This window comes from Streptomyces longispororuber, from assembly GCF_014656095.1.
Lineage (GTDB): Bacteria > Actinomycetota > Actinomycetes > Streptomycetales > Streptomycetaceae > Streptomyces > Streptomyces longispororuber.
In genome coordinates this window covers 25,210-45,159 of sequence record NZ_BNBT01000011.1, presented here as the reverse complement: position 1 = coordinate 45,159, position 19,950 = coordinate 25,210, and the positions used below count along the sequence as shown (strand labels likewise).

The 19,950-nt window shown below is 73.8% G+C and carries 22 protein-coding genes; 17 read left to right on the top strand and 5 right to left on the bottom strand.

Annotation, left to right across the window (positions count from 1 at the left end; all coding sequences use genetic code 11):
- The first annotated feature begins 136 nt into the window (after nt 1–136).
- From IE330_RS06025 to truA, 3 genes are all read left to right on the top strand, one after another.
- Nucleotides 137–1,159, top strand: a complete 1,023-nt coding sequence (locus IE330_RS06025) for a DNA-directed RNA polymerase subunit alpha (RefSeq protein WP_016645160.1) — start codon at nt 137–139, stop codon at nt 1,157–1,159.
- Nucleotides 1,160–1,293: 134 nt separating this feature from the next.
- Nucleotides 1,294–1,782 (top strand): 50S ribosomal protein L17, encoded by a 489-nt coding sequence (gene rplQ, locus IE330_RS06020; protein WP_190134813.1) that lies wholly within the window; start codon nt 1,294–1,296, stop codon nt 1,780–1,782.
- A gap of 164 nt (nt 1,783–1,946) precedes the next feature.
- On the top strand, nt 1,947–2,801 hold the full coding sequence (truA, locus tag IE330_RS06015) for a tRNA pseudouridine(38-40) synthase TruA (protein WP_190134812.1): 855 nt from the start codon (nt 1,947–1,949) through the stop codon (nt 2,799–2,801).
- 124 nt (nt 2,802–2,925) lie between these two features.
- On the opposite strand, the gene IE330_RS06010 is transcribed toward truA, so the two are convergent.
- Nucleotides 2,926–3,774: a hypothetical protein gene (locus IE330_RS06010; protein ID WP_190134811.1), complete on the bottom strand. Its 849-nt coding sequence runs from the start codon at nt 3,772–3,774 to the stop codon at nt 2,926–2,928.
- A gap of 73 nt (nt 3,775–3,847) precedes the next feature.
- On the opposite strand from IE330_RS06010, the gene IE330_RS06005 reads away from it, so the two are divergent.
- From IE330_RS06005 to glmM, 4 genes are all read left to right on the top strand, one after another.
- Nucleotides 3,848–5,122 (top strand): glycosyltransferase family 87 protein, encoded by a 1,275-nt coding sequence (locus IE330_RS06005; protein ID WP_190134810.1) that lies wholly within the window; start codon nt 3,848–3,850, stop codon nt 5,120–5,122.
- Between the two features lie 390 nt (nt 5,123–5,512).
- A complete protein-coding gene (gene rplM, locus IE330_RS06000; protein ID WP_190134809.1) occupies nt 5,513–5,956 on the top strand; it encodes a 50S ribosomal protein L13 in 444 nt (147 codons plus the stop codon).
- A 41-nt stretch (nt 5,957–5,997) separates the two neighbouring features.
- Complete coding sequence (rpsI, locus tag IE330_RS05995; RefSeq protein WP_190134808.1) at nt 5,998–6,513, top strand: 30S ribosomal protein S9; 516 nt, start codon at nt 5,998–6,000, stop codon at nt 6,511–6,513.
- Between the two features lie 129 nt (nt 6,514–6,642).
- The gene (gene glmM / locus IE330_RS05990) at nt 6,643–8,001 is read left to right on the top strand and encodes a phosphoglucosamine mutase (RefSeq protein WP_190134807.1); all 1,359 of its coding nucleotides are present in this window, start codon (nt 6,643–6,645) and stop codon (nt 7,999–8,001) included.
- Here glmM and IE330_RS05985 read toward each other — a convergent pair.
- Both IE330_RS05985 and coaA read right to left on the bottom strand, forming a co-directional pair.
- Nucleotides 7,998–8,948 carry a DUF389 domain-containing protein gene (locus IE330_RS05985; protein WP_190134806.1) on the bottom strand — a complete coding sequence of 317 codons (951 nt, stop codon included), beginning with the start codon at nt 8,946–8,948 and terminating at the stop codon, nt 7,998–8,000. The two genes, glmM and IE330_RS05985, sit on opposite strands and share 4 nt — an antisense overlap.
- 28 nt (nt 8,949–8,976) lie before the next feature.
- Nucleotides 8,977–9,975, bottom strand: a complete 999-nt coding sequence (coaA, locus tag IE330_RS05980; protein ID WP_190134805.1) for a type I pantothenate kinase — start codon at nt 9,973–9,975, stop codon at nt 8,977–8,979.
- Nucleotides 9,976–10,124: 149 nt separating this feature from the next.
- On the opposite strand from coaA, the gene IE330_RS05975 reads away from it, so the two are divergent.
- From IE330_RS05975 to IE330_RS05950, 6 genes are all read left to right on the top strand, one after another.
- Nucleotides 10,125–10,493, top strand: coding sequence for a holo-ACP synthase (locus IE330_RS05975; RefSeq protein WP_190134804.1), 369 nt, complete (start codon nt 10,125–10,127; stop codon nt 10,491–10,493).
- Nucleotides 10,494–10,562: 69 nt separating this feature from the next.
- Nucleotides 10,563–12,047 carry an NAD(P)H-hydrate dehydratase gene (locus tag IE330_RS05970; RefSeq protein WP_190134803.1) on the top strand — a complete coding sequence of 495 codons (1,485 nt, stop codon included), beginning with the start codon at nt 10,563–10,565 and terminating at the stop codon, nt 12,045–12,047.
- Between the two features lie 274 nt (nt 12,048–12,321).
- Nucleotides 12,322–13,470, top strand: coding sequence for an alanine racemase (alr, locus tag IE330_RS05965; protein ID WP_190134802.1), 1,149 nt, complete (start codon nt 12,322–12,324; stop codon nt 13,468–13,470).
- 13 nt (nt 13,471–13,483) lie between these two features.
- Nucleotides 13,484–14,671, top strand: a complete 1,188-nt coding sequence (locus tag IE330_RS05960) for an alpha/beta fold hydrolase (RefSeq protein WP_190134801.1) — start codon at nt 13,484–13,486, stop codon at nt 14,669–14,671.
- Between the two features lie 10 nt (nt 14,672–14,681).
- The gene (tsaE, locus tag IE330_RS05955) at nt 14,682–15,194 is read left to right on the top strand and encodes a tRNA (adenosine(37)-N6)-threonylcarbamoyltransferase complex ATPase subunit type 1 TsaE (RefSeq protein WP_190134800.1); all 513 of its coding nucleotides are present in this window, start codon (nt 14,682–14,684) and stop codon (nt 15,192–15,194) included.
- A gap of 199 nt (nt 15,195–15,393) precedes the next feature.
- Nucleotides 15,394–15,573: a hypothetical protein gene (locus tag IE330_RS05950; RefSeq protein ID WP_190134799.1), complete on the top strand. Its 180-nt coding sequence runs from the start codon at nt 15,394–15,396 to the stop codon at nt 15,571–15,573.
- 83 nt (nt 15,574–15,656) lie between these two features.
- Here IE330_RS05950 and IE330_RS05945 read toward each other — a convergent pair whose 3' ends face one another.
- Nucleotides 15,657–16,205, bottom strand: coding sequence for a hypothetical protein (locus IE330_RS05945; protein WP_190134798.1), 549 nt, complete (start codon nt 16,203–16,205; stop codon nt 15,657–15,659).
- A 102-nt stretch (nt 16,206–16,307) separates the two neighbouring features.
- Between IE330_RS05945 and tsaB the strand changes: the two genes are divergently transcribed.
- From tsaB to IE330_RS05925, 4 genes are read left to right on the top strand one after another with little or no spacing between them, the layout of a single operon-like run.
- Nucleotides 16,308–16,964: a tRNA (adenosine(37)-N6)-threonylcarbamoyltransferase complex dimerization subunit type 1 TsaB gene (gene tsaB / locus IE330_RS05940; RefSeq protein WP_190134797.1), complete on the top strand. Its 657-nt coding sequence runs from the start codon at nt 16,308–16,310 to the stop codon at nt 16,962–16,964.
- Nucleotides 16,965–16,999: 35 nt separating this feature from the next.
- Nucleotides 17,000–17,554, top strand: coding sequence for a ribosomal protein S18-alanine N-acetyltransferase (rimI, locus tag IE330_RS05935; protein WP_190134865.1), 555 nt, complete (start codon nt 17,000–17,002; stop codon nt 17,552–17,554).
- Nucleotides 17,547–18,662, top strand: a complete 1,116-nt coding sequence (gene tsaD, locus IE330_RS05930) for a tRNA (adenosine(37)-N6)-threonylcarbamoyltransferase complex transferase subunit TsaD (protein ID WP_190134796.1) — start codon at nt 17,547–17,549, stop codon at nt 18,660–18,662. The genes rimI and tsaD overlap by 8 nt, the downstream gene beginning before the upstream one ends.
- A complete protein-coding gene (locus IE330_RS05925; RefSeq protein WP_190134795.1) occupies nt 18,659–18,916 on the top strand; it encodes a hypothetical protein in 258 nt (85 codons plus the stop codon). Before tsaD ends, IE330_RS05925 begins: the two co-directional genes overlap by 4 nt.
- A gap of 235 nt (nt 18,917–19,151) precedes the next feature.
- Here the strand turns inward: IE330_RS05925 and IE330_RS05920 are convergent, their stop codons facing one another.
- Complete coding sequence (locus tag IE330_RS05920; protein WP_190134794.1) at nt 19,152–19,880, bottom strand: TetR/AcrR family transcriptional regulator; 729 nt, start codon at nt 19,878–19,880, stop codon at nt 19,152–19,154.
- Nucleotides 19,881–19,950: the final 70 nt, after the last annotated feature.

Genomic DNA, 19,950 nt, shown 5'->3' with positions numbered 1-19,950 from the left:
CGTCTGACCTGGTGCCGCTTCGCGCGGTTGCCTTGAGGATTCGGGCGGTACGTACCCTTCGGGGGCCGTACCGCCCGTACCCTTGTCATTGCAGCAGGGCGTCAAATAGCGGGCGCCCATGACTGAAGGAAGCACCATGCTGATCGCTCAGCGTCCCTCGTTGACCGAAGAGGTCGTCGACGAGTTCCGGTCCCGGTTCGTGATCGAGCCGCTGGAGCCGGGCTTCGGCTACACCCTCGGCAACTCCCTGCGTCGTACGCTCCTCTCCTCGATCCCGGGTGCGGCGGTCACGTCCATCCGCATCGACGGTGTCCTGCACGAGTTCACCACCGTGCCGGGCGTCAAGGAGGACGTCACCGACCTCATCCTCAACATCAAGCAGCTCGTCGTCTCCTCGGAGCACGACGAGCCGGTCGTGATGTACCTGCGCAAGCAGGGCCCCGGCCTGGTCACCGCCGCGGACATCGCCCCGCCGGCCGGTGTCGAGGTGCACAACCCCGACCTGGTCCTCGCCACGCTCAACGGCAAGGGCAAGCTGGAGATGGAGCTGACCGTCGAGCGCGGTCGCGGCTACGTCTCCGCCGTGCAGAACAAGCAGGTGGGCCAGGAGATCGGCCGTATCCCGGTCGACTCCATCTACTCGCCGGTGCTGAAGGTCACGTACAAGGTCGAGGCGACGCGTGTCGAGCAGCGCACCGACTTCGACAAGCTGATCGTCGACGTCGAGACCAAGCAGGCCATGCGTCCGCGCGACGCCATGGCGTCGGCCGGCAAGACCCTGGTCGAGCTGTTCGGTCTGGCCCGCGAGCTCAACATCGACGCCGAGGGCATCGACATGGGCCCGTCCCCGACGGACGCCGCCCTGGCCGCCGACCTGGCGCTGCCGATCGAGGAGCTTGAGCTCACCGTTCGGTCGTACAACTGCCTCAAGCGTGAGGGCATCCACTCCGTGGGTGAGCTCGTCGCCCGCTCCGAGGCCGACCTCCTGGACATCCGCAACTTCGGTGCGAAGTCCATCGACGAGGTCAAGATGAAGCTCAACGGGATGGGCCTGGCCCTCAAGGACAGCCCGCCCGGATTCGACCCGACCGCCGCCGCGGACGCCTTCGGCGCGGACGACGACGCGGACGCCGGGTTCGTCGAGACCGAGCAGTACTGAGGCTCGGGCCGACGGTCTGTCGCCGACTGCGGGATCGTCGTGGTTGATCGCGCAGTTCCCCGCGCCCCTGACGGGGCGCGGTCCACTGACCCCGGTACCTGATACGGCCGGGGCAGACATCTAGGAGAAACACCATGCCGAAGCCCACCAAGGGTGCCCGTCTGGGCGGCAGCGCCGCGCACGAGAAGCTGATGCTGGCGAACCTCGCCAAGGATCTCTTCGAGCACGGCCGCATCACGACGACCGAGGCGAAGGCCCGCCGCCTGCGCCCGTTCGCCGAGCGCCTGGTCACCAAGGCGAAGAAGGGCGACCTTCACAACCGCCGTCAGGTGCTCCAGGTCATCACGGACAAGAGCGTCGTCCACACGCTCTTCACCGAGATCGGCCCGCGCTACGAGAACCGCCCGGGTGGCTACACCCGTATCACCAAGATCGGTAACCGCCGTGGCGACAACGCGCCCATGGCCGTCATCGAGCTGGTGGAGGCCCTGACCGTGGCCCAGCAGGCCACCGGTGAGGCCGAGGCGGCCACGAAGCGCGCCGCCAAGGACGCCGAGGTTTCCGAGCCCAAGGTCGACACGACCAAGGGCGAAGAGGCCGCCGAGGAGTCGAAGGACGCGTAAGCGTTCTGCCGGGAACCGCGCGTCATCGGCTGCGGCCCCGTCGTGGCCGGTCGCGCCCGCGCGGCGGAGCCGCATGTCGACGCGGTCCCGCGCCCCTTCAGGGCGCAGCGGGCCCGCCCCCTGCCGGGGCGGGCCCGCTTTCGTGTGCCTGAGAGGATTGCGGTGTGAGTGAGGAAGTGGAACCCGGGCACGTCCGGGTGCGGTTGGACCTGTCGTACGACGGCCGGGACTTCTCCGGGTGGGCGCGGCAGCGCGAGGGGCAGCGGACCGTCCAGGGGGAGATCGAGGACGCGCTGCGCACGGTGACGCGGTCGCGGGAGACGTACGAGCTGACGGTGGCGGGGCGTACGGACTCCGGGGTGCACGCGCGCGGGCAGGTCGCCCACGTCGACCTGCCCGAGGACGTGTGGGCCGAGCACCGGGAGAAGCTGCTGCGGCGGCTGGCCGGGCGGCTGCCGCACGACGTGCGGATCTGGCGGGTGGCCGAGGCGCCCGCCGGGTTCAACGCGCGGTTCTCGGCGATCTGGCGGCGGTACGCGTACCGCGTCACCGACAACCCCGGGGGCGTCGACCCGCTGCTGCGCGGCCACGTGCTGTGGCACGACTGGACGCTCGACATGGACGCCATGAACGAGGCCGCCCAGGCGCTGATCGGCGAGCACGACTTCGCCGCGTACTGCAAGCGGCGCGAGGGCGCGACCACCATCCGCACGCTCCAGGAGCTGCGCTGGGAGCGGCGGCCGGACGGGATCCTCGAAGCCACCGTGCGGGCGGACGCCTTCTGCCACAACATGGTGCGGTCGCTGGTGGGGGCCATGCTGTTCGTGGGCGACGGGCACCGGCCGCCGGACTGGCCGGGCAAGGTCCTCGCGGCGGGCGTACGCGACTCGGCGGTGCACGTGGTGCGGCCGCACGGGCTCACGCTGGAGGAGGTCGGCTACCCGGCCGACGAGCTGCTGGCGGCGCGCAGCGCGGAGGCGCGGAACAAGCGGACGCTTCCGGCGGCGGGATGCTGCTGAGCGGGGTGGTGCTGACCCGCGATGGTGCTGGGCGCGGTGGTGCTGACCGGGATGGTGCGGGCGGGACGGTGCTGACCGGGATGATGTCGCGCTCTGGGTAGAGCGTTCGTTCTACTCCGGGTTGTTACTCCGGGTTGTTCGCCGCGGCGGACGCCTGGGCCCGGCCGCGGCGGTCGATCTGGTGGAAGGCGAAGCGCGCCAGGTCGTCGCCGACGGCGTAGGCCTCGCGGTCCTTCGTCGTCACGTCCTTGCCGTTGAGGAAGCCGGTGGTGGTGAAGTACGCGTACCGGCCGTACGCGTTGTACGTGCCGCGGCAGACGGCGGTGCGGCAGAAGGTGCCGACGCCCTTGCCGGGCAGGGACGTGACCAGGCCCTCGTCGGCCTGGCGCTTGGCTCGGGCGGCCTGGGCCTCGGTGTCGAAGACGGCCACGCCGACGGTGACCGCGATGCCGTCGCGGGCGTAGGTGGCGCGCATCAGCTTGGTGCAGTCGTTCGCGGTGAGGACGCGGCCGAGGACCGGCTGCGCGACCGAGGCGCAGCGCTTGGTGTCGTCGGTGTCGCCCTTCTTGTACACGTGGTCGCCGGAGGTCAGCTTCGTGCCCGGGAAGAAGGTGGCCGCGGCGAGCGGGGCCTTGTCCTTCTTCTCGCTGGAGATGTAGTCCTTCGGGTCCGGCGGGGGCGGGGGAGTGGTCGCCTCGAAGGACGGCGCGGGGGCCGTGGAGGCGCCGGGGATCTCCGGGGACGAGGGCAGCTCGCCGGCGGGCTTGTTCGCGGCGGAGGCGTCGTCGCCGTTGGCGGAGACGACCGCGAGGGCCACGGCCGCGGCGATGCCGGCGGTGGCGAGGGCGCCCCCGCCGATCAGCAGCCATTTGCGGCGGCGGGCGCGCTTCTCGGACGCTTCGGCCAGTGCCGCCCAGTCCGGGGTGCCCGAGCCCCCCGGACCCCACTGAGGTCCCCCTTGCCCAAAGCTCATGCGCGGCATCTTAGACGGGGGGTGGGGATGTTGAGCCGGGGTCGGCGGGGGTTCTCGGCCTAGCCTGAACCGCATGAACGCGGTCAAAAGGGATGTTTCCGGTGGCGCGGACTGGTGGCTTCGGCCCGTCGGATGGCAGGCGTGGGCGGTACTCGGGGTGGTGCTCGGCGCGCTCGCGCTGCGCGTCGCGTACCGGGTGCCGGACGGCGGCATGGACAACGGGATCGTGGTGCGGGCCGCGGAGGCCTGGCTCGACGGGCGCTCCCCGTACCGGGACCGGCACTTCCTGTACCTGCCGGGGGCCGTGCTCGCCGCGGTGCCGCAGGCCGTGCTGCCGCAGGGCCTGGTGCGGGCGCTCGTACCGTTCGGGGTGACCGCGGCGCTCGCGGCCGGGTGGGCCGGTGCGCTGCGGATCCACGGGGTGCCGTGGCGCAGCCGCTTCGCGGTGCTCGGGCTCCTCGGCCTGGCCCTCGGCTTCGCGCCCTTCGCGCACCTGGTGGAGCTGGGCAACTGGACGGTGGCGTCGGCCGTGGCGCTGCCCCTGGCGCTGCTGTGCGCGAGCCGGGGGCGGTGGGGGTGGGCCGGGGTGGTGCTGGGCTGCGCGGTGGCGGTGAAGCCGCTGCTGGTCCCCGTCCTGCTGCTCTTCGTCTTCGCGCGGCGGTGGCGGGCGCTCGGCGTGGCCGTCGGGGTGCCGGTGGTCCTCTCCGCGGCGACCGCGCTCGCGCTGCCCGACCCGGCGGGCTTCTTCACCCGGACCCTGCCGTTCCTGCTGCGCGGCGGCGACAGCTTCGTCCGGCTCTACGAGGCGTCGCCGGCGGCGGTGCTGCCGCGGCTGGGGGTGCCGGGGGCCGTGGGGTCGCTGGTGGCGGGGGCGGGGGCGCTCGCGGGGGTGGGGTGCGCGTGGGCGAGGTGGTGGCGGGGCGCGCCGGGCGCCGGGCGGGTGGTGGACACGGCGGTGGCCCTGATGCTGGCGGCCTTCCTGGTGTCGCGCCCGTCCTACGACCACTATCTGCTGGTCGTGCTGCCGCTGGTGCTGGCGGGGGCGTTCGAGGCGGGGGCGGTGGTGCGGGGGCCCTGGTTCTGGGTGGCCCTGGTCCCGCAGGTGCCGGGGTTCACCTGGCTGTGGCTGGAACCCGGGACGCGCCGGGCCTTCAAGGACGCGGCCACGCTGTGCCTGCTGGCGGCGGCGGTCTTCCACCACTGCGCGACGGATCGCCGGGCCTCGGCCCCGGCTCCTGCCCCGCCCTCCGGCTCGGCCGAGGGGCAGCTCGCCGCACAGGGCGGCGCCCGGCGGCCCCGCCCGATCCCGGCCCCGGGGCGCCGGGGCCCCGGCAGGGGGCCTGGCTGAACGGCTGGGCGGCACCCTGGCGGTGCGCCTCGGCCCGAGGCCGCCCCGCGCGCCGGGCCGGGGGAGCGCGGCCACGGGGTCCTGGCCGCACGGCAGGGCTCGGGCCTCCCCGGGAGGGCCTGTCCGCGAGGGGGTGACGGGGCCGTTTTGACCCGTAGGGGGTAGGGCCGGTATTCTGCCTGTTCGTTATGTGTATTGGCCTTCTCAAACTCACGTGAGGGGCCTTGCACCGGCCCACCGGGCCGATGACCAGCGGCAGGACTCGGTTGCGTCGCCGATGTCCGCCAAGGCTGTCGTCCATCGTCCGAGGTGGCCTTGTCAGGACCCTTCCCCTTCGGTCCCCGGGACCAGGGGGGAAACCCACCTCTGAAGAAGCGAAGGCTACGAACCGTGCGTACGTACAGCCCCAAGCCCGGCGATGTCACGCGCCAGTGGCACGTCATCGACGCTCAGGACGTCGTCCTGGGACGCCTGGCGACCACTGCCGCCACCCTCCTGCGGGGCAAGCACAAGCCGATCTACGCGCCGCACGTTGACGCTGGTGACTTCGTCATCATCATCAACGCCGACAAGGTGCACCTGTCCGGCAACAAGCGGACCCAGAAGATGGCGTACCGCCACTCCGGCTACCCGGGTGGTCTGCGCTCCGTCCGCTACGACGAGCTGCTCGAGAAGAACCCCGAGAAGGCCGTCGAGAAGGCCGTCAAGGGCATGCTCCCGAAGAACTCGCTGGGCCGTCAGATGCTCTCGAAGCTGAAGGTCTACAAGGGTGACCAGCACCCGCACGGCGCGCAGCAGCCGCAGCCGTTCGAGATCACCCAGGTCGCGCAGTAAGTCCGGCCACCCCCTAAGACGAAGAGAATCTGAGGAGCATCGTGGCCGAGACCACCGCTGAGCAGCCGATCGACGAGACCGTCGACATCGAGCACTACACCACCGAGTCCGAGGTGCCCGTCGAGGGCGAGTACACCTCGGAGTCGAACGCCGCGCGCTTCGGCGACCCGCAGCCGGCCGCCGGCCTGGGCCGTCGCAAGAACGCCATCGCCCGCGTCCGGATCGTCCCGGGCACCGGCAAGTGGAAGATCAACGGTCGCACCCTTGAGGACTACTTCCCCAACAAGGTGCACCAGCAGGAAGTCAACGAGCCGTTCAAGGTCCTCGAGCTCGAGGGCCGCTACGACGTCGTCGCCCGCATCGCCGGCGGCGGTGTCTCCGGTCAGGCCGGTGCGCTCCGTCTCGGTGTCGCCCGCGCGCTGAACGAGGCGGACGTGGACAACAACCGCGGCGCGCTCAAGAAGGCCGGCTTCCTCCGCCGCGACGACCGTGCGGTCGAGCGCAAGAAGGCCGGTCTCAAGAAGGCCCGCAAGGCCCCGCAGTACAGCAAGCGGTAATCTCGCTGCCTGCCAGTACTTCGCGAACGCCCCGGCGGCACCCCTGTGTGCTGCCGGGGCGTTTCGTTTATCAGCGCCCCAACGATCTGGGGTTCAAGCTCGGAATGTCGGAATGTTCGGAGGACAGCAGTGGGACGACTCTTCGGCACGGACGGCGTGCGCGGTGTCGCCAACGCCGATCTGACGGCGGAGCTGGCGCTCGGTCTCTCGGTGGCCGCGGCGCATGTGCTCGCCGAAGCGGGCACCTTCGAGGGCCATCGCCCGACAGCGGTGGTGGGGCGTGACCCGCGCGCGTCCGGGGAGTTCCTGGAGTCCGCGGTCGTCGCGGGGCTCGCGAGCGCGGGCGTGGACGTCCTGCGCGTGGGTGTGCTGCCCACTCCGGCGGTGGCCCACCTCACCGCCGCGCTCGGCGCCGACCTGGGCGTGATGCTGTCCGCCAGCCACAACGCCATGCCGGACAACGGCATCAAGTTCTTCGCCCGCGGCGGCCACAAGCTCGCCGACGACCTCGAGGACCGGATCGAGGCCGTCTACGAGGAGCACCGCACCGGCGCGCCCTGGGACCGGCCCACCGGTGCGGGCGTCGGCCGTGTGACGTCGTACGACCAGGGGCTCGACCAGTACGTGGCGCACCTCATCGGCGTGCTGCCGAACCGCCTGGACGGGCTGCGGATCGTGCTCGACGAGGCGCACGGGGCCGCCGCCCGCGTCTCGCCGGAGGCCTTCGCCCGCGCGGGCGCCGAGATCGTCACCATCGGGGCGTCCCCCGACGGCCTGAACATCAACGACGGCTGCGGCTCGACGCACCTGGAGCAGCTCCAGGCCGCCGTCGTCGAGCACGGCGCCGACCTCGGTATCGCGCACGACGGCGACGCCGACCGCTGCCTCGCCGTGGACCACACGGGCGCCGAGGTCGACGGCGACCAGATCCTCGCGGTGCTCGCGCTCGGCATGCGGGAGCGCGGCGTCCTGCGCCGTGACACCGTTGTCGCCACGGTGATGTCGAACCTCGGCTTCAAGCTCGCCATGGAGCGCGAGGGCATCGAGGTCCTCCAGACCGCGGTCGGCGACCGGTACGTCCTGGAGGAGATGAAGGCCAACGGCTACGCCCTGGGCGGCGAGCAGTCCGGGCACGTCATCGCCCTGGACCACGCCACCACCGGCGACGGCACCCTGACCGGGCTGCTGCTCGCGGCGCGCGTCGCCGAGACCGGCCGCACCCTGAAGGACCTGGCCGCCGTCATGGAGCGCCTGCCGCAGGTCCTGATCAACGTGCCGGACGTGGACAAGTCCCGGGTCACCACCTCCCCGGAGCTGGCCGCCGCCGTCACCGAGGCCGAGCGCCAGCTCGGCGGGACCGGCCGCGTCCTGCTGCGCCCCTCCGGCACCGAGCCGCTGGTGCGCGTGATGGTGGAGGCCGCCGACATCGAGCAGGCCCGCTCGGTGGCCGGGCGCCTGGCCGACGTGGTGAAGTCCGCGCTCGGCTAGGCGGGCCCCGGCTTCCTCGCGGTACGTTCACGCTGCCGCGCCCAGAGCGCCTTCTGGACGAGCAGCGTGAGCGTACCGGCGAGGACGATGCCGAGCAGGTTCAGCAGGAGCTGCTCGGTGGAGCCCCAGGCCTGGCGGTAGGCGCCGTAGCTGAAGGCGACCGCGGCGTTGGCCGCCGCCGGGACCGTCGTCACGGAGATGGCGACGCCCACCAGGGCGCCCGACTTCGCCGACGTCAGCGACAGCGTGCCCGCGACGCCCGCGAGGACGGCCACGACGAAGGAGAACCAGTCGGGCCGGTAGATGAAGTTGGTGTTGGGCCGCTTCGCCTCCAGCGCGGACTCGTGGAAGAGGTCCACCGCGTCCATGAAGAAGCTGAAGGCCACCGTCGCCGCCATGGCGACCGCGAACCCCGTGACCAGCGCGATCAGGGAGCGCAGCGCCAGGCGCGGGGCGCGCCGCACGAGCGCCGTGCAGAAGCCGGCGAGCGGGCCGAACTCCGGGCCCACCGCCATCGCGCCCACGATGAGGATCGCGTTGTCCAGGACGACACCGCAGGCGGCGATCATCGTGGCGAGCGTGATGAAGGCGACGTACGTGACGGAGAGCGTGGACTCCTCGTGCGTGGCGTCGGTGAGCTGCTCCCACAGGACCGCGTCCGCGCCCTCGCCGGGCGCCTCGTCCTCGGCCTTGTCGGCGCGCCGGGACAGCGACAGGTCGATGGAGTCCAGGGCGATCGAGCCGTGCCGGTCGATCTCCAGGGAGCGCAGCCCGTCGAGCAGTTCGTCGCCCGCCTCCCGGGCGACGTCGCACAGCACGATGTCGCCCGCCGGGTTGCGGGCCGCGCCCGGTACCACCGCGAGGTGCGCGGTGCCGGGTGTCGCCTCGATCAGGCGGACCACCGCATCGGTCCGGTCCGCCGGGGTGATCAGCCGCAGATGGAGCATGCCCGCACCCTAACCCGGGCCCGGTGCCTCAGAGTTTGCGCAGGCTGAGCCGCCGCACCTTGTGGTCGGGGCCCTTGCGGATGATGAGGGTCGCGCGGCCGCGCGTGGGCGCCACGTTCTCCACCAGGTTCGGCTTGTTGATGGTCCGCCAGGTGGTGCGGGCGTAGTCGAGCGCCTCCTCCTCGGAGACCTGCGTGTACTTGCGGAAGTACGAGGACGGGTTCTGGAAGGCGGTCTCGCGCAGCTTGCGGAAGCGGTTGAGGTACCAGCGCTCGATGTCCTCGGTACGGGCGTCGACGTACACGCTGAAGTCGAAGTAGTCGGCGAGGCCGACGCGGGTGCGGCCGTCCTTGCCGGGCAGGGCGGGCTGGAGCACGTTCAGGCCCTCGACGATGAGGATGTCCGGGCGGCGCACGGTGAGCCGCTTGCCGGGCACGATGTCGTAGATCAGGTGCGAGTAGACGGGGGCCGTCACCTCGTCCTTGCCCGCCTTGATGTCGGCGACGAAGCGGGTCAGGGCGCGGCGGTCGTACGACTCGGGGAAGCCCTTGCGGGACATCAGGCCGCGGGCCTGGAGCTCCTTGGTGGGCAGCAGGAACCCGTCGGTCGTGACCAGCTCCACCCGCGGGTGCTCGGGCCAGCGCGAGAGCAGGGCCTGCAGGAGGCGGGCGACGGTGGACTTGCCGACGGCGACGGAGCCCGCGACCCCTATCACGAAGGGCGTGCCCGACTGGGCGGCCTTCTCGCCGGTGCCGCCGAGGAACGTGTTCAGGGCGCCGCGCAGGCCGTCGGTGGCGCCCACGTACAGGTTGAGCAGGCGCGACAGCGGCAGATAGATGTCGCGCACTTCGTCCAGGTCGATGACGTCACCCAGGCCGCGCAGCTTCTCCACCTCGGCGGCGGTCAGCGGCAGCGGCGTCTTGTCGCGCAGGGCGCTCCACTCGGCGCGGGTGAGGTCGACGTACGGGGTCGCCTCCGGCTTGTGCCGGTGGGCGCCCTGGGGCGGCGAGGAGACCGGAGAGATCACATTCCATTGTTACGGCTGTTTGAACGGGAGCGCGGGTGGAGTACGTCACGCCGGCGCGGGTGTCCCGTGCCCGGGCGGGCGCCCGGTGGCGGTGGGCCGCCGCTGTGCCGGTGGGCCGGGGTGCCGCGGCGGCGCCGTACGCTTCCCGCGTGATTATTGGTGTGGGCATCGATGTGGCGGAGATCGACCGGTTCGCCGTCTCCCTGGAGCGGACCGTCGGCATGCGGGAACGGCTCTTCGTCGCGGAGGAGTTGTACCTGCCGAGCGGGGAGCCGCGCGGAGTCGCCTCGCTGGCCGCCCGGTTCGCCGCCAAGGAGGCCCTCGCCAAGGCCCTCGGCGCCCCCGCGGGGCTGCGCTGGACCGATGCCGAGGTGTACGTGGAGGAGTCCGGGCAGCCGCGCCTGCGGGTCTCCGGCACGGTGGCCGCCCGCGCCGAGGCGCTCGGCGTCCGGGGCTGGCACGTGTCGCTCAGCCATGACGCGGGGGTGGCGTCCGCCGTGGTCATCGCGGAGGGATAGGCCCCGCGGGCCTCGGGCCCCGGCCCGCGCCGCGCTGCCGGAGCACGGGCGGTGCGCGAGACTTGAGGGATGCGTACTGCGTATCGCGTGGAGGATGTACGGGCCGCCGAGCGCGCCCTGATGGCGCGCGTCCCCGACGGGGCGCTGATGCAGCGGGCGGCGGCCGGGCTCGCCGCGGCCTGCGGTCAGGTGCTCGGGAAGGTGTACGGGGCCCGCGTGGCGCTCCTGGTCGGCAGCGGGGACAACGGCGGCGACGCCCTGTACGCCGGGGCGCGGCTCGCCCGGCGCGGGGCCGGGGTGACGGCGGTGCTCCTGGCGCCGGAGCGGGCCCACGCGGGCGGGCTCGCCGCGCTGCGGGCGGCCGGGGGACGCGCGGTGGACGGCTCGGGCCCCGCAGAGGGTGTCGGGGGCGGCGCCGGGGCCGATGCCGCGCTCGGCGTCGTCGCCCGGGCCGACCTCGTCGTCGACGGCGTCGTCGGCATCGGCGGCAAGGGCGGGCTGCGCCCCCGCGCCGCCGAACTGGCCCGCGCTGCCGAGGAGTCCAGGGCCGTCGTCGTCGCCGTCGACCTGCCGAGCGGTGTCGACGCCGACACCGGCGAGGTGCGGGGCGCCGCCGTGCGGGCGGACGTGACGGTGACCTTCGGCGCCTGCAAGCCGGGACTGCTCGTCGACCCCGCCCGGGAGTACGCCGGGGCGCTGCGGTTCGTGGACATCGGGCTCGGGCCGGAACTCGCCGCGTACGACCCGGTGGTGGAGGCGTTCCAGTACGCCGACGTGGACCGGCTGCTCCCGGTGCCCGGCGCGGAGAGCGACAAGTACCGGCGCGGTGTCGTGGGCGTCGTCGCCGGGTCCGCCCGCTACCCGGGCGCCGCCGTCCTCGCCGTCGCCGGCGCGCTGCGCGGGGGCGCCGGGGCCGTGCGGTACGTGGGGCCCGCCGCCGACGCCGTGCTCGCCCGCTTCCCGGAGACGCTGGTCTCGGCCGGGCCGCCCGCCCGGGCGGGACGCGTCCAGGCCTGGGCGGCCGGGCCGGGGCTGGGGGACGACGGGGACCGGCTCCGGGACGTGGTCGCCGCCGACGTGCCGGTGCTCATCGACGCCGACGGGCTGCGGCTCGCCGACGCCGCGGCCGTGCGCAAGCGGGTGGCGCCCACGCTGCTCACCCCGCACGCCGGGGAGGCGGCCGCGCTGCTCGGCACCAGCCGGGAGGAGGTCGAGTCGGGGCGCCTTGAGGCGGTGCGGGAGCTGGCCGGGCGGTACGCGGCCACGGTCCTCCTGAAGGGCTCCACCACGGTGGTCGCCGGGCCGGACGGGACCGGCGCGGTGCGGGTCAACCCGACCGGGACGCCGTGGCTGGCCACCGCCGGGAGCGGGGACGTGCTGTCCGGGCTCGCCGGGGCGCTGCTCGCGGCCGGTCTCGGGGCGCGGGACGCCGGGGCGACCGGCGCCTTTCTGCACGGCCTCGCGGCACGGCTCGCCGCGGACGGGGCACCGGTGGCGGCACAGGACGTGGCCGACGCCCTCCCGGCGGCCTGGCGGGACGTGCGACGGGGGTAGGCAGCCGCCCGCGGCCCGGGTGCTGGTGCTCCGGCTGTTCCCTGCGGCCCGGGCGCTCCGGCTGATCCCTGCGGCCCGTGGGCCCGCGCTGTGCCCTCCGGCCCGCGCGCCCCGGCTGTGCCTGCGGTCCGCGCACCCCGGGCCGGGGCTTCCCTAGGACGACAACAGCCGGGGCGCGGCGGGGCGGGGCGGGCGGACATACCGGTACGTCCCGGTCCGTACCGTCGACGGCTGTCCGCCGGGGTGTTCGTCCCCTCTGAGAGACTGTTCGACGATGACTGAGACTGCACTGCCGCGCGTGCGCGCCGATATCGACCTCGCCGCCCTCCGGGCCAACGTGCGGACGCTGCGCGCCCACGCGCCCGGCGCCGCGTTCATGGCCGTGGTGAAGGCGGACGGATACGGGCACGGGATGGTGCCGTGCGCCAGAGCCGCCGTCGAGGCCGGTGCCACGTGGGTGGGGACGGCCACGCCCGAGGAGGCGCTCGCGCTGCGGGCCGCCGGGATCGGCGGGCGCGTCATGTGCTGGCTGTGGACGCCGGGCTCGCCGTGGCGGGAGGCCGTCGAGGCCGACATCGACGTGTCGGTGAGCCGGGTGGACGCGCTGGGCGAGGTCGTGGCCGCCGCGCGCGCCGCGGGACGGCGGGCCCGGGTGCAGCTCAAGGCCGACACGGGGCTGGGGCGCAACGGCTGCATGCCGGAGGACTGGCCGGAACTCGTCGCCGCCGCGCTGCGCGCCGAGGCGGACGGCGCGGTGCGCGTCACGGGGCTGTGGTCCCACTTCGCCTGCGCCGACGAGCCGGGGCACCCGTCGATCGCCGCCCAGCTCGACGCCTTCAAGGAGATGGTGGGCCGGGCCGAGGACGCGGGGCTGCGGCCCGAGGTCCGCCACATCGCCAACTCCCCGGCCGCCCTGACGCTGCCGGAGACCCACTTCGACCTGGTGCGGCCGGGGATCGCCATGTACGGGGTCTCGCCGAGCCCCGAGGTGGGCACGCCGGCGGACTTCGGGCTGCGGCCGGTGATGACCGTGACCGCGGCGCTGGCCCATGTGAAGCGGGCCCCGGCCGGGCACGGGGTCAGTTACGGCCATCGTTACACGACGCCCGGCGAGACCACGCTCGGTCTGGTCCCGGCGGGGTACGGGGACGGCATCCCCCGGCACGCGTCCGGCACCGGGCCGGTCCTCGTCGGCGGCAAGTGGCGCACGGCGGCAGGGACGATCGCGATGGACCAGTTCGTGGTGGACCTGGGCGGCGACGAGCCCGAGGTGGGCTCGGAGGCCGTGCTCTTCGGGCCGGGGGACCGGGGGGAGCCCACGGCCGAGGACTGGGCGCGGGCGGCGGGCACCATCGCGTACGAGATCGTGACGCGGATCGGCGCCCGCGTCCCCCGGATCTACTCGAACGAACGGTCCGACTGAGGAGGAGCGGCACGTGGGCGAGGGCAGCACGGGGGCGGCCGCCGCCGAGGTGGCCGACGTGGTGGTGCGCGGGGCGACGACCTGGCGACGGGCCGGGCTCGCGGGCGCCGCCATAGGGGTCGTCGCGGCGGGCGCCGCGGCGGGTGTCGCCATCGAGCGGCTGACGGTCGGACGCGGCATGCGCAAGAAGGCCCGCCTCGCCCTGGACGCCGCGGGCCCCTACGGCTCGCTGCGCGGCATGCCCGGCACGGCGTACGCCGAGGACGGCACCGAACTCGCCTACGAGGTCGAGGAGGTGGAGTCCGACGCCCAGGCCGCGCGCCGGCGGCGGCTCTTCGGGCGCCGGGCACCCGCCCCGGTCACCGTCGTCTTCAGCCACGGCTACTGCCTCAACCAGGACTCCTGGCACTTCCAGCGCGCGGCCCTGCGGGGCGTGGTGCGCTGCGTCTACTGGGACCAGCGCAGCCACGGGCGCTCCGGCCGCGGGGTCGCGCAGGTGCGCGACCGCGAGCCGGTCTCCATCGACCAGCTCGGGCGGGACCTCAAGGCCGTCATCGACGCGGCCGCGCCCGAGGGGCCGCTGGTGCTCGTCGGGCACTCGATGGGCGGGATGACGACGATGGCCCTCGCCGACCAGTTCCCGGACCTGATCCGGGAGCGGGTGGCGGCCGTGGCCCTCGTCGGCACGTCCTCCGGCGGGCTCGGCGAGGTCAACTTCGGGCTGCCGGTGGCGGGGGTGAACGCCGTGCGGCGCGTGCTGCCCGGCGTCCTGCGGGCCCTCGGCTCCCAGGCCGAGCTGGTGGAGCGGGGGCGGCGGGCCACGTCGGACCTGTTCGCGGGCGTGATCAAGCGGTACTCGTTCTCGTCGAGGGACGTCGACCCGGCCGTCGCCCGGTTCGCGGAACGGATGATCGAGTCCACGCCGATCGACGTGGTCGCGGAGTACTACCCCGCGTTCAACGACCACGACAAGGCGGAGGCCCTCAAGCACTTCGCGGCGGTTCCGGTCCTCGTCCTCGCGGGTGACGAGGACCTGGTCACGCCGAGCGGGCACAGCGAGGTGATCGCCGGCCTGCTGCCGGACGCGGAGCTGGTCCTCGTGCCGGACGCCGGGCACCTGGTGATGCTGGAGCACCCGGAGGCGGTGACGGACCGGCTGGCGGATCTGCTGGCGCGCACGGGCGCCGTCGCCACCGGTTAACGTGGGGCTCATGGAAGCACCGCACAGCCCGGCCCCCGCCGCCTCCCTCACGATCGACGTCAACTCCCCCGAGCAGATGGGTGAGTTGGGCCGCCGCCTGGCCAAGCTCCTGCGCCCGGGCGACCTCGTCATGCTCACCGGGGAGCTCGGCGCGGGCAAGACGACGCTGACGCGCGGCCTCGGCGAGGGCCTCGGCGTGCGCGGCGCCGTCACCTCGCCGACGTTCGTCATCGCCCGCGTCCACCCCCCGCTCGGCGACGGCCCCGCTTTGGTGCACGTGGACGCGTACCGCCTGGGCGGCGGGCTCGACGAGATGGAGGACCTGGACCTCGACGTCTCGCTGCCGGACTCCGTGGTCGTCGTGGAGTGGGGCGACGGCAAGGTCGAGGAGCTGTCCGACGACCGGCTGCACCTGCTGATCCACCGCGCCGCGGGAGACACCGCGGACGAGCGGCGCGAGGTGGCGCTGCGAGGCATCGGGGCCCGCTGGGAGGGCGTCGACCTGTCGGTCCTGTCCGCCTGAGCCGTACACCGCGCTCGGAAGCCGTTCCCTCCACTCCCACCACGAACCCCTTGCCCCGACCCCGGGCCTCCGCCGCCCTCATTTTCCGACAAGGCGTCGGTAAGATGTTGCGCGGGCGGGCCCGGGCGTGGTCACATGGATACCGGTCCTGGTTAGGTCTACCTAACCACGTCTGCCCCCGAAGCCCCAGGAGGCGTCCATGCCGGCTTCAGAACACGACACGCAGTCCCGGCCGCAGGGGCTGCCGGCGCAGCCCTCCGCCTGCACGATGAGTGAGCTGCTCGCGTCGTGCGCCGCCGCGAGCGCCGTCTCCACGCCTCCCGCCGCTCCCGTGCACCAAGGCGCCCCCGCGGACGAGACCCGGCGCGACGCCGCGTAACCGATAGCTGGTCAAGGCAACCGAGGGCTGGCGCCGCGTAACCGAGGGGCACCGGACGGACAGCCGGTGACGGCGGGGGCCCGTTACTTGACGACGACGACCTTCGTCTCGATGATCGCGAAGTCCCACATCGCGTTGCCGTCCTCGCGGGACGAGCGGATGCCGCCGGTCTTCTTCCCGGGGTCCGGCTTCTCGGTGGAGCCGTTGAGCGCCGCGCTGAACCCGACCGCTATGCCGTCGACCGCCGCGAAGCGCACGACGTGCTCGATCTGTACCCCGTCCGAGCCGGTGACCTGCCCCGAGCGCGACGTGACCTTGTACTGACCGGGGGCCGGGTCGACCGTGCTCGGCGTGACCTTGTACGTGCGCTTGGCCTTGCCGGACTCGCCGACCAGCCACACCCGGTCCTGGTCCAGGGAGTACACGACCCGCTTGCCGGTGCCCGACTGCGCGGGCAGCGCCAGCGAGTCGCCCTTGTCCTTGGGGGACTTCGTGGGGGCCGTGGGGGACTTGTCCGGCCGCGCGTTCAGGTCGTCGGGCGCGCTGGCCGAGGCCTGGTAGGCGAGGAAGCCGACCACGGCGAGCGCCGCCGCCGTGAGCCCGGCCACGAATCCCGAGCTGCTCCTGGACACTGCCCCACCTCTCCTACGTACGGCTATGGGGTGACGGTAGCAGCCGGGGCACCTCGGGCCGGTGCGGCCGTGCGGCGGGCGCCGGAGCCGTAGGCTGTTCGCGTGCTCTTGCTCGCTCTGGATACCGCAACCCCCGCCGTCACCGTCGCCCTGCACGACGGCACGTCCGTCGTCGCGCACGCGAGTCAGGTCGACGCCCGCCGCCACGGTGAGCTGCTGCTGCCCGCCGTCGACCGCGTCCTCGCCGAGGCGGGCGTGAGAATCGACGCGGTCACGGCCGTCGTCGCCGGGGTGGGCCCCGGGCCCTACACCGGCCTGCGCGTGGGCCTGATGACGGCGGACACCTTCGGCCTGGCGCTCGGCGTGCCGGTGTACGGCGTGTGCACGCTCGACGGTCTGGCGTACGCGTCCGGGATCGAGTCCGGCCCCTTCGTCGTGGCCACCGACGCGCGGCGCAAGGAGGTCTACTGGGCCCGGTACGAGGACACCCGGACGCGGGTGGGCGGGCCCGCCGTCGACCGGCCCGCGGACATCGCCGAGCAGGTCGCGGGCCTGCCGGCCGTCGGTGCCGGCGCCGCGCTCTACCCGGAGACCTTCCCGGACGCGCGCGGCCCCGAGCACGTCGCGGCCGCCGCCCTCGCCGCGCTGGCCGCCGAGAAGCTGGCCGCAGGCGAGGAGCTGCTCGAACCCCGCCCGCTGTACCTGCGCCGCCCGGACGCGCAGGTGCCCAAGAACTACAAGGTGGTCACGCCCCAGTGACGACCGTGACGCCCCACGCCGCCGTGCTGCGCGAGATGCGCTGGTGGGACATCGATCCCGTGCTCGCCCTCGAGAAGGACCTCTTCCCCGAGGACGCCTGGTCGCGCGGCATGTTCTGGTCCGAGCTCGCGCACGCGCGCGGACCGGGATCCACGCGCCGCTACGTCGTCGCGTACGACGGCGAGCGCCTCGTCGGCTACGGCGGGCTCGCGGTCGCGGGCTCCGACTCCGGCGGCGGCGACGCGGTGGCCGCCGACGTGCAGACCATCGCCGTGGCCCGCGACCAGTGGGGCACCGGGCTCGGCGCGCGGCTGCTCACGGAGCTGCTCCGGCACGCGACGGCCTTCGAGGCCACCGAGGTGCTGCTGGAAGTGCGCGTGGACAACACCCGGGCGCAGAAGCTGTACGAGCGCTTCGGCTTCGAGCCCATCGGCTTCCGGCGCGGCTACTACCAGCCGGGGAACGTGGACGCGCTGGTGATGCGTCTGTCGGACCCCTCGGCCGTCCCGCCGGCCGCCCCGCAACCCTCCCCGAACGGACGGGCCGACGGCCCGGTGAACGGCGTACAAGGAACCGAGATCCATGGCTGACCTCCGCGACGAGCCCCTCGTCCTCGGCATCGAGACCTCCTGCGACGAGACCGGCGTCGGCATCGTGCGCGGCACCACGCTGCTCGCCGACGCCGTCGCCTCCAGCGTCGACGAGCACGCGCGCTTCGGCGGCGTCGTGCCCGAGGTCGCCTCCCGCGCCCACCTGGAGGCGATGGTCCCGACGATCCGGCGCGCCCTGAAGGACGCGGGCGTCACGGCCAAGGACCTCGACGGCATCGCCGTCACCGCGGGGCCGGGCCTCGCGGGCGCGCTGCTCGTCGGCGTCTCGGCCGCCAAGGCGTACGCGTACGCGCTCGGCAAGCCGCTCTACGGCGTCAACCACCTGGCCTCGCACATCTGCGTGGACCAGCTCGAGCACGGCGCGCTGCCCGAGCCGACGATGGCCCTGCTGGTCTCCGGCGGGCACTCCTCGCTGCTGCTCTCCACGGACATCACCGCCGACGTGCGGCCGCTGGGCGCGACCATCGACGACGCCGCGGGCGAGGCCTTCGACAAGATCGCCCGGGTGCTGAACCTGGGCTTCCCCGGCGGCCCCGTCATCGACCGCTACGCGCGCGAGGGCGACCCCGAGGCCATCGCCTTCCCGCGCGGGCTCACCGGGCCGCGCGACCCGGAGTTCGACTTCTCCTTCTCCGGCCTGAAGACCGCCGTGGCCCGGTGGATCGAGGCCAAGCGGGCCGCGGGCGAGGAGGTGCCGGTGCGGGACGTGGCGGCGTCCTTCCAGGAGGCGGTCGCCGACGTGCTGACCCGCAAGGCGGTCAAGGCCTGCAAGGCCGAGGGCGTCGACCACCTGATGATCGGCGGCGGCGTCGCGGCCAACACCCGGCTGCGGGCGCTCGCCGAGGAGCGCTGCGAGCGCGCCGGGATCCGGCTGCGGGTGCCGCGGCCCAAGCTGTGCACGGACAACGGCGCGATGGTCGCCGCGCTCGGCGCAGAGATGGTGGCGCGCAACCGCCCGGCCTCCGACCTCGGCCTGTCGGCGGACTCCTCGCTGCCGGTGACCGAGCCGCACGTGCCGGGCGCGCACCCCCACACGCACGACCACGACCACGTGCACGAGGTCAGCAAGGACAACCTCTACTCGTGAGCGTCGCGCTGATGTGGGAGGCCCGGGCCGCCGAGGGGCGCGGGGCGGAGCTGCTGGCCTGGGCGCGGGCCCAGGAGCTGGCCGTGGCGCCGGTGCGGCGGGAGACGTTCCGGGCGCCGGCGGACCGGGTGCTGGTCGTCACGTGGTGGGACGCGGCGCCCGACGCCGAGCTGCCGGAGCTGCCCGCGCCCCCGGCGGACCTGGTGGCGCGGGCGCCGCACCGCTGGCGGTTCGAGTCGGTGGGCCTCGGCTGACCCTGCGCGGGGCGCCCCTTTCCCGTAACCAAGGGGCTCCGCCCCCTGGACCCCCGCATCGCGCCGGCGCGCTCGTCCTCAAACGCCGGACGGGCTGGAATTTTCCGCGTCTCGCCGTCGTCAGGCCGTCCGCGGCAGTCGACGACGGCGCGGCGGCAGGAACTCAGCCCGTCCGGCGTTTGAGGACGAGGCGCGGAGCGCCGAAAGAGCGGGGTCCAGGGGCGGCAGCCCCTGGTTAGGGGAAAGGGGCGGGACTGGGGCGCCCCCCGCGAGGCCCCAGCAACCCGTCCACCACCGCCCGCAACTGCACCCCCACGTCGTACGAAGCGGTCAGCTCCGTCCAGCGATCCGCCAGCGCCGTCAGATGCGGCAGCTCCCCCGCGTCCGCCCCGCTCAGCATGCCGGGAAAGTACCGCTCGCGGTCGGGCCCCGCGGCCCGCCGGGCCACCGCCCGCCGATAGACCAGGCTCCCGTACACGCAGTGCCACAGCGTCGCGTACGCGTGCACGGCCTCCTCGGGCGTGAGGCCGCAGGCGATCCCCGCGCCCACCAGCTCCTCGACCATCCACAGCGCGCCCCGGTCGGTGAGCCCGCCGAGCCGCAGCACCTCCACCACCCAGGGCAGCTCCTCCAGGACGGCGTGCATGTGGACCGCGACGGCGACCATGCGCTCGCGCGGGTCGGCGGGCAGCTCCGGCCGCGGCAGGGTGGCCGCCGTGCCCTCCAGGGCGAGCATCAGGAGCTCGTCCTTGTCCCGCACGTGGTGGTACAGGGCCATGGGCGTGGCCCCGACCTCCTTGGCGACCCGGCGCATGCTGAGCGCCTCGACGCCCTCCTCCCGGAGGATGCGCCGCGCCACGCCGACGATCGCGTCCGGCCCGATGCGCCGGGGGCGCCCCACGCCGCGCTTCTTCGGCTCCGGCCGGGCCTCGGCCGGCCCTTCCGTACGTTCTTCCGCTGCCACGGCCTCATTCTCACGTCCGCCCTGCTCCGCGCTCACCCCTCCCTATTTTCTATACGCGTATATTAATCTG